Genomic DNA, 12630 nt, shown 5'->3' on the forward strand with positions numbered 1-12630 from the left:
CGACACCATGGCAAGACACTGGCGAGCCGGCGCGGCCGGCCTGGCTGTCCTCGGCCTCACCCTCACCGCGTGCGGAGGGGCGAAGGTCGAGAGCAGTTCCTCGGGTTCGGACAGTTCGAGCGGCTCCGGCAAGTGCGGCGCCTTCAACCTCGCCGTCAACCCGTGGGTGGGCTACGAGGCGGACGCGGCGGTCGTCGCGTACGTCGCGCAGCGCGACCTCGGTTGTACGGTCACCAAGAAGGACCTCAAGGAGGAGATCGCCTGGCAGGGCTTCGGGACGGGCGAGGTCGACGCTGTCCTGGAGAACTGGGGCCACGACGACCTGAAGAAGAAGTACATCACCGACCAGAAGACCGCCGTGTCGGCCGGCTCGACCGGCAACAAGGGCGTCATCGGCTGGTACGTGCCGCCGTGGCTGGCGAAGGCCCACCCGGACATCACCGACTGGAAGAACCTCAACAAGTACGCGGCCGAGTTCAAGACCTCCGAGTCGGGCGGCAAGGGCCAGCTCCTGGACGGCGACCCGTCCTACGTCACCAACGACGAGGCGCTGGTCAAGAACCTGAAACTGGACTTCAAGGTGGTGTACGCGGGCAGCGAGACCGCGCTCATCCAGGCCTACCGCAAGGCCGAGAAGAACAAGGAATGGGTGATCGGCTACTTCTACGAGCCGCAGTGGTTCCTGTCCGAGGTGCCGTTGGTGAAGGTGAACCTCCCGGCGTACAAGACGGGTTGTGACGCCGACGCGGCGAAGATCGCCTGTGACTATCCCGTCTACGACCTCGACAAGATCGTCAGCGCGAAGTTCGCCAAGTCCGGCAGTCCCGCCTACGACCTGGTGAAGAACTTCAACTGGACGAACGACGACCAGAACACCGTCGCCAAGTACATCGCGGTCGACAAGATGACGCCCGACGCGGCTGCCAAGAAGTGGGTCGAGGCCAACCCCGACAAGGTCGAGGCCTGGCTGAAGTAAACACCGGCTCCCAGACGGTCGAACACGCCCGGCGGGCGGTGCACACCTGTGTGCGCCGCCCGCCGGGCATCGCCGTTTTCCGGCCCGTGTCCGGGCCCGCCGGCCCCCCTGTTCCGCGGCGTCACGGACCTCTTGACACCCCCTCCCCGCGGCGGGCACATTGAGTTGCGCAACCTGAAGCATGTTGCGCAGACAGCAACCGAACCGGTCGAGCCGGTTTGATTCGGAGGTGCGGCGATGGCGGGACCCCGAGTGGTGATCATCGGAGCGGGCGTCGTGGGAGCGGCCCTCGCCGACGAGATCTCCGCGCGAGGCTGGACCGAAGTGACCGTGGTCGACCAGGGCCCGCTCCCCGCCACCGGGGGATCCTCGTCGCACGCCCCGGGCCTGGTCTTCCAGACGAACTCCTCCAAGACCATGACCGAGCTGGCCCGCTACACCGTCGAGAAGTTCTGCTCCCTCGACGTCGACGGCGAGCCCTGCTTCCTCCAGGTCGGCGGCCTCGAAGTGGCCACCACCCCCGAGCGCCTCACCGAACTGCACCGCCGCCACGGCTGGATCGCCGCCTGGGGCGTCGAATCGAGGCTGCTCACCGCCGACGAGTGCGTGCGGCACCACCCGCTCGTCGACCGGGAGAGGATCCTCGGCGGCCTCCTCGTCCCCACCGACGGCCTCGCCAAGGCCGTCCTCGCCGTCGAGGCCCAGATCCGCCGGGCCACCGAGCGCGGTGTGACCTTCCTGCCCCGCCACGAAGTCCTCGACGTCCGGCAGGCCGACGGCCGCGTCACCGGCGTCCTCACCGACCAGGGCGAGATCGCGGCCGACGTCGTCGTGTGCTGCGCCGGCATCTGGGGCCCGAAGATCGCCCGCATGGCCGGCATGAACCTGCCGCTCACCCCGCTGGCCCACCAGCTCGCCTGGACCGGCCCGATCCCGGCCCTGGCCGGCCAGACCGAGGAGGCCGTCCGCCCGATCCTGCGCCACCAGGACGCCGACCTCTACTACCGCGACCGCTTCGACGGCATCGGCATCGGCTACTACGGGCACCGGCCGATGCCGGTCTCCGCCGACGACATCCTCTCCGTGGACGAGGCCGAGGCCATGCCGTCGGTCATGAAGTTCACCGAGGAGGACTTCGAGGACGCCTGGACCGAGACCCGCTCCCTGCTCCCCGCGACGAAGGAAGCGAAGGTCGAGGAGGGCATCAACGGCCTGTTCTCCTTCACCACCGACAACTTCCCCCTCCTCGGCGAGTCCCCGGACGTCAAGGGCTTCTGGGTCGCCGAGGCGGTGTGGGTCACCCACTCCGCGGGCGTCGGCCGGGCGATGGCCGAATGGCTGGTCGACGGCTTCTGCTCGTCGTTCGACCTGCACGAGTGCGACGTCAACCGCTTCGAGCCGCACCAGCTCTCCCCGGAGTACGTCCTGACCCGCGACTGCCAGAACTTCGTCGAGGTCTACGACATCCTCCACCCCCTCCAGCCCTCGGGAGAACCGCGCCCGATCCGCACCAGCCCCTTCCACGACCGCCAGCAGGAGCGCGGCGCCTTCTTCCTGGAGGCGAACGGCTGGGAGCGCCCGCAGTGGTACGAGGCCAACGCCTCCCTCGTCGAGGGCCGCTCCATCGCCACCCCCGACGACTGGGCGGCACGCTACTGGTCGCCCATCGTCGCGGCCGAGGCACAGGTCACCCGCGAGACCGTCGCGATGTACGACATGACGGCCCTCAAGCGGCTGGAGGTCACCGGGCCCGGCGCCGCCGCCTTCCTGGAGCGACTGGTCACCGGCAGGGTCGCCAAGTCCGTCGGCTCGGTGACGTACACCCTGCTCCTCCACGACGACGGAGGCATCCGCAGCGACATCACCGTCGCCCGACTGGGGCCCGACCTCTTCCAGGTCGGCGCCAACGGCAACCTGGACCTGGACTGGTTCGCCCGCCGCCTCCCCGCCGACGGCTCGGTCCAGGTCCGCGACATCACCCCCGGGACCTGCTGCATCGGCCTGTGGGGCCCGCTCGCCCGCAAGGTCCTGCAGCCCCTGACCGACGAGGACTTCTCCAACGAGGGCCTGAAGTACTTCCGGGCCAAGCGCGCCCACATCGGCTCGGTGCCCGTCACCGCCATGCGGCTGTCCTACGTCGGCGAGCTCGGCTGGGAGCTCTACACCACCGCCGACCAGGGCCGGAAACTGTGGGACACCCTGTGGCGGGCGGCCGAGCCGCTCGGCGGCATCGTCGCCGGACGCGGCGCCTTCAACAGCCTCCGCCTGGAGAAGGGCTACCGCTCCTTCGGCACCGACATGACCTACGAGCACGACCCCTACGAGGCGGGCGTCGGCTTCGCCGTCAAGCCCGACAAGGACGACTTCGTCGGCAAGGCGGCCCTGGAACGCCGCAGGGCCGACGTGCGGCGCAAGCTGACCTGCCTCACCGTCGAGGACCCGCGGTCGGTGGTGATGGGCAAGGAGCCCGTGTACGACGGCGAGCGCGCCGTCGGCTACGTCACCAGCGCGGCCTACGGCTACACGATCGGCAAGGGCATCGCCTACGCCTGGCTGCCGGCCGAGCTCGCCGCGCCCGGCACCACCCTGCACATCGGCTATTTCGACCGACGCGTCGAGGCGGTCGTGGCCGAGGAGCCCCTGTTCGACCCGACGATGTCCCGTCTGCGTGGCTAGGGCCTCTCCTACAGGCCGCGAGAGGAACGCGAACTCCGTATGAACGCGCTGAACACCCCCCTGGCGGAGCTGGACCCCGAGGTCCACGCAGCCCTCCGCGCCGAACTGCACCGTCAGCAGTCCACCCTCGAGATGATCGCCTCCGAGAACTTCGCGCCGTCCGCCGTGCTGGAGGCCCAGGGCTCGGTCCTCACCAACAAGTACGCCGAGGGCTACCCCGGCCGTCGCTACTACGGCGGCTGTGAACACGTCGACGTCACCGAACGCCTCGCCATCGAGCGGGCGAAGGCCCTGTTCGGGGCCGGCTTCGCCAACGTCCAGCCGCACTCGGGCGCCCAGGCCAACACCGCCGTCTTCTTCGCGCTGCTCCAGCCGGGGGACACGGTCCTCGGCCTCGACCTCGCGCACGGCGGACACCTCACCCACGGCATGCGCATCAACTACAGCGGCAGGATGCTGAACGTCGTGCCCTACCACGTGTCCGAGGCGGACAACCTCGTCGACATGGACGAGGTCGAGCGGCTCGCCAAGGAACACCGCCCCAAGATGATCATCGCGGGCTGGTCGGCGTACCCGAGGCAGCTGGACTTCGCCGCCTTCCGCCGCATCGCCGACGACGTCGGCGCGCTGCTCATGGTCGACATGGCGCACTTCGCGGGCCTGGTCGCGGCCGGCCTGCACCCCAACCCCGTCCCGCACGCCCACGTCACGACCACGACGACCCACAAGACGCTCGGCGGCCCGCGCGGCGGAGTCGTCCTCACCAACGAGGCCGACCTCGCCAAGAAGATCAACTCGGCGGTGTTCCCTGGCATGCAGGGCGGCCCGCTGGAGCACGTCATCGCCGCGAAGGCGGTGGCGTTCAAGGTGGCGGCCTCACCGGAGTTCGCGGAACGCCAGGCCCGTACGCTGGCCGGCTCCCGCATCCTCGCCGAACGCCTCGTACGGCCCGACGCGGCCGCGGCCGGAGTGAAGGTGCTGACCGGCGGCACGGACGTCCACCTCGTCCTGGTCGACCTGCGCCACTCGGAGCTGGACGGCCGGCAGGCCGAGGACCTGCTGCACGGGATCGGCATCACCGTCAACCGCAACGCCGTCCCCTTCGACCCGCGCCCGCCCATGGTCACCTCGGGCCTGCGCATCGGCACCCCGGCCCTGGCCACCCGGGGCTTCACCGAGGAGGACTTCACCGAGGTCGCCGACGTCATCGCGCTGTCGCTCCAGCCGGAGCCCGACGTCGCCGCCCTGCGCGCCCGCACGGAGGCGCTGGCCGCGAAGCACCCGCTCTACCCGCACCTGTCACAGGCAGAAGCAGAAGCCGGAGACGCCCGATGAGCCCCCGCACCCCCGGCGCCGAGCTCCCCGAACACCCCGACTGGCTGTGGCGCACCCCGGAGCCGAAGCGCAGTTACGACGTCGTCATCGTCGGCGGCGGCGGACACGGCCTCGCGACCGCCCACTACCTGGCCAAGAACCACGGCATCACCAACGTGGCCGTGCTGGAGAAGGGCTGGCTGGCGGGCGGCAACATGGCCCGCAACACCACGATCATCCGCTCGAACTACCTGTGGGACGAGAGCGCCGGCATCTACGAACACGCCCTCAAGCTGTGGGAGGGGCTGGCCGACGAGCTCGACTATCCGATCCTCTTCTCCCAGCGGGGCGTGCTGAACCTCGCCCACAGCCTCCAGGACGTCCGCGACAGCGTCCGCCGCGTGGAGGCGAACCGCCTGAACGGCGTGGACGCCGAGTGGCTCGACGCCGAGCAGGTGAAAGAAGTCTGCCCCATCGTCAACATCTCCCCGGACGTGCGGTATCCGGTCCTCGGCGCCACCTACCAGCCGCGCGCCGGCATCGCCAAGCACGACCACGTGGCCTGGGGCCTGGCCCGCTCCGCCGACGCGGCGGGCATCGACATCATCCAGAACTGCGAGGTCACGGGTCTCGACGTGGTCGGCGGCCGGGTGGTGGGGGTGCGTACCAGCCTCGGCCCGATCGCCGCGGGCCGGGTGGCGCTGTGCTCGGCGGGCCACACCTCGGTCCTCGCCGCCATGGCGGGCATCGAACTCCCGCTGCAGAGCCACCCGTTGCAGGCACTGGTCTCCGAACTGCTGGAGCCCGTGCACCCCACCGTGGTGATGTCCAACGCGGTCCACGTGTACGTCAGCCAGGCGCACAAGGGCGAGCTGGTGATGGGCGCGGGCATCGACGCCTACAACTCCTACACCCAGCGCGGCGCGTTCCACATCATCGAAGAGCAGATGGCGGCCGCCCTGGAGCTCTTCCCCGTCTTCGCCCGTGCCCACGTACTGCGCACCTGGGGCGGCATCGTCGACGTCAGCCCCGACGCCTCGCCGATCATCGGACTCACCCCGGTGGACAACCTCTACCTCAACTGCGGCTGGGGCACGGGCGGTTTCAAGGCCACCCCGGGCGTCGGCTGGGTCTACGCCCACACGATCGCCCACGACACCCCGCACGCCCTCAACGCCCCCTTCTCGCTCGACCGTTTCACCACCGGCGCGCTCGTCGACGAGCACGGCGCGGCCGCGGTGGCCCACTAGGGAGCCGAACCATGCTGCTCATCCCCTGCCCGTGGTGCGGGCCCCGCGACGAGGCCGAGTTCCGCTACGGCGGCCAGGCACACGTGCCCCACCCGGAGAACTCCGCGGCTCTGACCGACGAGGAGTGGGCCCGCTACCTGTTCTTCCGCGACAACCCCAAGGGCCCGTTCGCCGAACGCTGGAGCCACGCGGCGGGCTGCCGCCGCTGGTTCAACGCCGTGCGGGACACCTCGACGAACGAGATCCTGGCCGTGTACCGGGCGGGGGAGGAGCGTCCGGCCACGACGGGGCTGAGCGCCGCCGCCGCGGAGCGTCCGGCCGCCTCCCAGCCGCGCTCGGCGTCCACGGCCCGTCCGGCGTTCGAGGACGGGGCCCTTCGGACCGACGGCGGGTCCGGGGGCGCGGCACCCGGGAGCGGGGGCGCAGGGGCGGCAGCCCCTGGCGAGGGGACGGGCAGGCGCGGCGGGAGCGAGACCCAGCCGTTCCGCCACCCCACCCGCGGCCGAATCCACCGCGACACCCCCCTCACCTTCACCTTCGACGGCACCGAATACGAGGGCTACCGAGGCGACACCCTGGCCTCCGCCCTCCTCGCCAACGGCGTCGTCCAGGCCGGCACCAGCATCAAACTGGGCCGCCCGCGCGGCATCTTCTCCGCCGGCGTGGAGGAGCCCAACGCGGTCGTGCAGATCGAGGCCCCCTTCCCCGAACCGATGCTCCCCGCGACGACCGTGGAGCTGTACGACGGCCTGGTCGCCACCAGCCTCCCCGGCCAGGGCCGCCTCGCCACCGCACCGGACCCCGCCCGTTACGACGCCGTACACGCCCACTGCGACCTGCTGATCGTCGGCGCGGGCCCGGCCGGACTCGCGGCAGCGGCGGCGGCCGCACGCACCGGCGCACGCGTCATCGTGGCCGACGACCAGCCGGAGCCCGGCGGCAGCCTGCTCGGCACGGGCGAACACCTCGCCTGGGTCCAGGAGGTGACCGCGTGCCTCGAAGCCGCCCCCGAGGTACGCGTCCTGCGCCGCACCACCGTCTTCGGCTATTACGACGACAACCATCTCCTGGCCGTCGAGCGCCGCACCAACCACCTCGGCGCCGAGGCCCCGGCCCACGTCTCCCGCGAACGCGTCTGGCGCGTCCGAGCCCGCCGCGTCGTCCTCGCCACCGGCGCCCACGAACGTTCGCTGGCCTTCGCCGACAACGACCGCCCCGGGGTGATGCTGGCCGCCTCCGCCCGCTCCTACGTCAACCGCCACGGCGTCCTGCCCGGCCGCCGCGCGGTGGTCTTCACCACCAACGACAGCGCGTACGCCGCCGCCCTCGACCTCGACGCGGCAGGCGTGGACGTGACGGCGATCGTCGACACCCGTCCGGAGCCGGGGGAGTGGGCGGACCGCGCCCGTGCCGCCGGCATCGACGTGCTGCCCGGCCACGCCGTCACCGGCACGCGGGGCGAGGCGCGCCTGACCGCCGTGAGCGTCGCCCCGTACGGCGAGACCGTGGGACGGCGCGAGTTCACCGCCGATCTGCTGCTGGTCTCCGGCGGCTGGAACCCCGTGGCGCACCTGTTCAGCCAGGCGGGCGGCAGGCTCCGCCACGACGAGGCACTGGGCACCTTCGTCCCCGACTCCTGCCGTCAGGCCGTCGAGGTCGCGGGCGGCGCGAACGGCGTGTTCGACCTGCCCCAGGTCCTCGCCCAGGGCGCGGCCGCCGGAGCGGTCGCGACAGAGGGCGAGGGGTGCACCGGCGAGGCGCCCCGCCTCCCGCGGACGACGGCGCAGCCGCGACCGACGCCGCCCATGCAGGTCTTCACCGTCCCCGGAAGGGAAGGCGCGCCCCGGTTCGTCGACCTCCAACGGGACGTCACCGTCGACGACCTGGCCCGGGCGGCCGGCGCCGGCATGCGCTCGGTGGAGCACACCAAGCGGTACACCACGGCCGGCACGGCCAACGACCAGGGCAAGACCTCCGGCGTCCTGGCGAGCGGTGTGGTCGCCGAGCTGCTCGGCGTGGACGTCTCCGCCCTCGGCACCACCACCTTCCGTCCCCCCTACACCCCAGTCTCCTTCGCCGCTCTCGCCGGCCGCCACCGAGGCGCCCTGCACGACCCCGTGCGCACGACGGCCCTGCACGACTGGCATGTCGCGCACGGCGCCCTGTTCGAGAACGTGGGCCAGTGGAAGCGCCCCTGGTACTACCCGCGAAGCGGCGAGGACATGGAGGCGGCCGTGCTGCGCGAGTGCGCCGCGGCCCGCGAGGGCGTCGCCTTCATGGACGCCTCCACCCTCGGCAAGATCGACGTACAGGGCCCGGACGCGGCCGTCTTCCTCGACCTGCTCTACACCAACATGATGAGCACCCTGAAGGTCGGCATGATCCGCTACGGCGTGATGTGCCGCCCGGACGGCATGATCTTCGACGACGGCACGGTCATCCGCCTCGACCGGGACCGGTTCCTGGTCACCACCACCACGGGCAACGCGGCCGCCGTGCTGGACTGGATGGAGGAGTGGCTCCAGACGGAGTGGCCCGACCTGCGCGTCCACTGCACGTCCGTGACCGAACAGTGGGCCACCGTCGCCCTCGTCGGTCCGAGGTCCCGCGAGGTCCTCGGCCCGCTCGCCCCCCGACTGGCCGTGTCCAACGACGACTTCCCCTTCATGGCCTGGCGCGAGACGACCGTCGCCGGCGTCGACGCCCGCGTCTGCCGGATCAGCTTCTCCGGCGAACTCGCCTACGAGATCAACGTGTCGCCGTGGCAGGCGCTCACCCTCTGGGAGGCGCTGAACGAGGCCGGCGCCCCCTACGGCATCACCCCGTACGGCACCGAGACGATGCACGTCCTGCGCGCCGAGAAGGGCTATCCGATCATCGGCCAGGACACCGACGGCACCGTCACCCCCCAGGACCTCGGCATGAGCTGGGCCGTGTCGAAGAAGAAGCCCGACTTCATCGGCAAACGCTCCTTCGCCCGTGCCGACACGGTCCGTCCCGACCGCAAGCACCTGGTGGGCCTGGTCCCGGAGGACCCGGGCGCACTCCTCCCGGAGGGCGCCCACCTGGTCGCCGACAGTGTGCTGCCCGCCCCTCCCGTGCCGATGCTCGGACATGTCACCTCCAGCTACCGCAGCGCGGTCCTCGGCCGGACCTTCGCCCTCGCACTGGTCAAGGGCGGCCGCGAACGCATCGGGGAACGGCTGTACGCCCCCGTCGGCGACCGGATGGTCCCGGTGACCGTCGCCAGCCCCGTCCTCTACGACCCCGAGGGAGCCCGCCGCGATGGCTGACACCGCCCCCAGCGCTCCGCTTCGCAGCCCCCTGGCCCATGCCGCCGACCGCCTGGCCGCCGCCACCCGCTCCTCCCGGGGCGCGGTCCGCCTGGCCGAACTGCCCTTCCTGGCCCACATCGGCGTCCGCCTCGACCCCAAGGGCGCGGCGGCGGACGAGGTCGGGCTCGCACTGGGGCTGCAACTGCCTCTCGAGCCCAACACCGTCGTACGCGCCGGGGAGTTGTTCGCGCTGTGGCTCGGCCCGGACGAATGGCTCGTCGTGGGACCGCCCGGCCGCCAGGGAGACCTGGAGAACCGGATCCGGTCCGTGGGCGGCGACGACCACGTGTCCGTCACCGACGTCTCCGCGCAGCGCACCACCCTGCTGGTGTCCGGCCCCCGTGCCCGCGATCTGCTGGCCCACGGATGCCCGCTCGATCTCCACCCGTACGCCTTCGGCGCCGGACGCTGCGCCCAGACGACGCTGGCCCGCACCCAGGTCGTCCTGGTCGCCCGGGAGGCTCCCGGGTCGGGCTTCTGGGTGCTGGTCCGCTCGTCCTTCGCCGGGTACTTGACGGACTGGCTGCTGGACGCGGCGACCGAATACACGTGAGCGCCCGCGCCCTCCCCTCGGCCCTCGCCCAAGCGGGCGGACGGCCCTCTCGAAGGCCACCGGGGCCGCAGGCAGGCGGGCGGGCGCGGGGGCGCCGTTCCCGCCGGGATCCGGTGCGTCGACGTCCGCCGGGGTCAGGCCCCGCTTCCCCGGAGGCCGACGCGCACCAGATCGACCACCTCGTCCTCGGCGAGCCCGAGGGCGTGTGCCTCGGCCACGAGTGAGCGCACCCGTTCCAGGAGCCGGGCGCGGGCCGGGGTGCCGGCGAGCACCACGGCGCCGCGCCCGCGCCGCAGCTCGATCAGCCCTTCGTCACGCAGCCGCTGGTAGCCGCGCAGCACGGTGTGCAGGTTGACGCCGAGGGATTCCGCGAGCGCGCGGGCGGGGGGCAGCCGCTCGCCCGGGGCCACCTCGCCGTCGGCGATGGCTCGCCGTACCCGTGCGGCGATCTGGTCGCCGAGGGGCACGTGCGAGCCGGGATCGACGCGGATCAGCACGTCAGCGCCCCTTTCGCCGGGCGATCAGGGTGTTGAGCAGGGCGGCCGCGGTGGCCGCGTCGTCCACCGTCACGGCGAACTCCCGTCCGCTCGCCCGGCGCACGACGAGTGCCGGTCCGGAGCGCAGGATCACCCCCGAGGCGCCGGGGCGGATGCGGTATCCCCATCCGCCGAAGTCGCCGAGGGCGTCGATCTGCCGGTGCGTGGCGCCGGTCATGGTCTCCAGCGGCACACGGATCCGGGGCCAGGGAAGCCGCCCCGGCGTCACCGTCAGTCCCCGCCGGCCGACGGTGACGTACAGACGGGTGAAGCAGAGGCAGGGCACGCCGCCCACCAGGAGCGCGGCGGCGGATGCGGGTCCGGTGAACGGGAGCAGCGCGAGGGCGGCGGCGGTCAGCAGCAGGCCCAGCGCACCGAGGGGCCAGGAACCGGTGGCGTGCGCCCAGGCGGCGAGTTCGCCCTCGGCGAGACCGAGGCGCGGGTCGTGCGCGGCCGAAGTGACCGGGTCGCGGGACGGAAGGGCGCGGGCGATCAGCAGTCCCGCCCCGGCGCACGCCGACGCCACCAGCAGCGCGACCGCCAGGTGCCACGGCGGGAGCCGGACGGTGGAGGCGTCGTCGTGTGCGCCGACGTTGACCAGTTGCACCGAGACGAACAGCGCGCCCAGGAGCCCGGCGACCGCGTACGCGGCTGCGGCCGCGACGAGCCGGAAGCTCCGGTTGGCCGCCCGCGTCAGCAGGACGGCCGTGATCCCTGCGAACCCGGTGAGCAGCGCCGTGACCGTCGCGACGAAGACGCCCTGCCCGGTGAATCCGTCGGCTTGTCCGGTGAGCGTGAAGTGGGTCGCCATCCGGTCGGGCAGGTGGGGGCGCACCACCGCGTACAGGCCGGTGTCGACGGTCAGAGCGACGAGGCACGGGAGGACGGCGAGGAGCGGGCCGTGGGCGGAGCGCTTCATCCGAACTCCCGCCAGTTGGGATTGTTTGCGTCATAGTAGAACAATGGCGGGGTCCCGGTCGACGGCCCGTGAGCGGAAGGTGCGGCGGTATGCGTCCGGAGGCACGCCGACCGTGCGGCCGAAGTGCCGGCGCAGCGTCGTCGCGGTGCCCATTCCGGTGGCCGTCGCGATGGCGTCGACGGTGTCGTCGGTGGTCTCCAGCAACTCCTGTGCGTGGCGGATCCGTTGGGTGAGCAGCCACTGCAGCGGGGTGGTGCCGGTCACCGACCTGAAGTGGCGGCCCAGGTGCCGCGAGCTCATCCGGGCCCGGCGGGCCATGTCCTCCACGGTGAGCGGTTGGTCCAGCCGCCGGAGCACCCAGGGGAAGAGCTCGGCCAGCGGATGGTTGTCCGGGGCGGGGACCGGGGTGTTCACGAACTGGGCCTGGCCGCCGTCCCGGTGCGGCGGGACGACCAGACGCCGGGCGAGCGTGTTGGCGACGGACGAACCGTGGTCGAGGCGGACGAGATGCAGGCACAGGTCCATGGCGGCGGCCTTGCCCGCGGAGGTGAGCACGCTGCCGTCGTCCACGTAGAGGACGTCCGGGTCCACCGTCACCGCGGTGTGACGCGCGGCCAGTTCCTCGGCGTGCGCCCAGTGCGTGGTCGCGCGCCGGCCGTCCAGCAGACCGGCGGCGGCCAGGACGAAGGCGCCCGTGCACAGGGAGGCCACGCGTGCGCCCGCCTCGTGGGCGGCGCGGACCGCGTCGACCAGCTCGCCCGGCGGCTCCCGGTCGACGTCGGCCCAGCCCGGCACGATCACGGTGTCGGCGCGCGCGAGCCGCTCGAGCCCGTGGTCGGGCTCCAGCCGGAAGCGGCCGAGCCGCACGGCGCGCGGTCCGCAGAGCGAGAAGCGGTACCAGGGATCCGCCACGCCGCTCATGTCGGCGCCGAACACCTCGCAGGCCAGGGTCAGTTCGAAGGGCAGCATGCCGTCGGTGACGGCCAGCGCGACGGTGGTCATGTCCGGAATTGTATGGGGCATGGCGTTCCCGACCGTCGCGGCGGAGCGCGGCCCTTGGCCAGGATGTCC

General features: G+C 72.2%; 9 protein-coding genes. 6 read left to right on the plus strand and 3 right to left on the minus strand.

Annotated elements, in window-relative coordinates:
• Positions 1–7: 7 nt before the first annotated feature.
• The 6 genes from ACZ7DE_RS11325 to ACZ7DE_RS11350 all read left to right on the plus strand — a co-directional run bounded on the left by ACZ7DE_RS11325 (position 8) and on the right by ACZ7DE_RS11350 (position 10104).
• On the plus strand, positions 8–976 hold the full coding sequence (locus ACZ7DE_RS11325) for an ABC transporter substrate-binding protein (protein WP_470759741.1): 969 nt from the start codon (positions 8–10) through the stop codon (positions 974–976).
• A 237-nt stretch (positions 977–1213) separates the two neighbouring features.
• Positions 1214–3652: a GcvT family protein gene (locus ACZ7DE_RS11330; RefSeq protein ID WP_470759743.1), complete on the plus strand. Its 2439-nt coding sequence runs from the start codon at positions 1214–1216 to the stop codon at positions 3650–3652.
• A 39-nt stretch (positions 3653–3691) separates the two neighbouring features.
• On the plus strand, positions 3692–4987 hold the full coding sequence (gene glyA / locus ACZ7DE_RS11335; RefSeq protein WP_470759745.1) for a serine hydroxymethyltransferase: 1296 nt from the start codon (positions 3692–3694) through the stop codon (positions 4985–4987).
• Positions 4984–6216: a sarcosine oxidase subunit beta family protein gene (locus ACZ7DE_RS11340; RefSeq protein ID WP_470759747.1), complete on the plus strand. Its 1233-nt coding sequence runs from the start codon at positions 4984–4986 to the stop codon at positions 6214–6216. The genes glyA and ACZ7DE_RS11340 overlap by 4 nt, the downstream gene beginning before the upstream one ends.
• Positions 6217–6227: 11 nt before the next feature.
• Positions 6228–9509: a sarcosine oxidase subunit alpha family protein gene (locus ACZ7DE_RS11345; protein ID WP_470759748.1), complete on the plus strand. Its 3282-nt coding sequence runs from the start codon at positions 6228–6230 to the stop codon at positions 9507–9509.
• Positions 9502–10104, plus strand: a complete 603-nt coding sequence (locus tag ACZ7DE_RS11350; protein WP_470759750.1) for a sarcosine oxidase subunit gamma — start codon at positions 9502–9504, stop codon at positions 10102–10104. The genes ACZ7DE_RS11345 and ACZ7DE_RS11350 overlap by 8 nt, the downstream gene beginning before the upstream one ends.
• A 134-nt stretch (positions 10105–10238) precedes the next feature.
• Here the strand turns inward: ACZ7DE_RS11350 and ACZ7DE_RS11355 are convergent, their stop codons facing one another.
• From ACZ7DE_RS11355 to ACZ7DE_RS11365, 3 genes are read right to left on the minus strand one after another with little or no spacing between them, the layout of a single operon-like run.
• Positions 10239–10601, minus strand: coding sequence for a GntR family transcriptional regulator (locus tag ACZ7DE_RS11355; RefSeq protein ID WP_470759751.1), 363 nt, complete (start codon positions 10599–10601; stop codon positions 10239–10241).
• A 1-nt stretch (position 10602) separates the two neighbouring features.
• Positions 10603–11559: a DUF1648 domain-containing protein gene (locus ACZ7DE_RS11360; RefSeq protein ID WP_470759752.1), complete on the minus strand. Its 957-nt coding sequence runs from the start codon at positions 11557–11559 to the stop codon at positions 10603–10605.
• A 30-nt stretch (positions 11560–11589) separates the two neighbouring features.
• On the minus strand, positions 11590–12561 hold the full coding sequence (locus ACZ7DE_RS11365; protein ID WP_470759753.1) for a helix-turn-helix domain-containing protein: 972 nt from the start codon (positions 12559–12561) through the stop codon (positions 11590–11592).
• Between the last annotated feature and the right edge of the window lie 69 nt (positions 12562–12630).

The organism is Streptomyces sp. NPDC037083, from assembly GCF_055606485.1.

Bases quoted from the DNA above. Each gene is read 5' to 3' on its own strand.
- ACZ7DE_RS11365 (WP_470759753.1), bottom strand. From the start codon at position 12,561: ATGACCACCGTCGCGCTGGCCGTCACCGACGGCATGCTGCCCTTCGAA.
- ACZ7DE_RS11360 (WP_470759752.1), bottom strand. From the start codon at position 11,559: ATGAAGCGCTCCGCCCACGGCCCGCTCCTCGCCGTCCTCCCGTGCCTC.
- ACZ7DE_RS11330 (WP_470759743.1), top strand. From the start codon at position 1,214: ATGGCGGGACCCCGAGTGGTGATCATCGGAGCGGGCGTCGTGGGAGCG.
- ACZ7DE_RS11350 (WP_470759750.1), top strand. From the start codon at position 9,502: ATGGCTGACACCGCCCCCAGCGCTCCGCTTCGCAGCCCCCTGGCCCAT.
- glyA (WP_470759745.1), top strand. From the start codon at position 3,692: ATGAACGCGCTGAACACCCCCCTGGCGGAGCTGGACCCCGAGGTCCAC.
- ACZ7DE_RS11345 (WP_470759748.1), top strand. From the start codon at position 6,228: ATGCTGCTCATCCCCTGCCCGTGGTGCGGGCCCCGCGACGAGGCCGAG.
- ACZ7DE_RS11325 (WP_470759741.1), top strand. From the start codon at position 8: ATGGCAAGACACTGGCGAGCCGGCGCGGCCGGCCTGGCTGTCCTCGGC.
- ACZ7DE_RS11340 (WP_470759747.1), top strand. From the start codon at position 4,984: ATGAGCCCCCGCACCCCCGGCGCCGAGCTCCCCGAACACCCCGACTGG.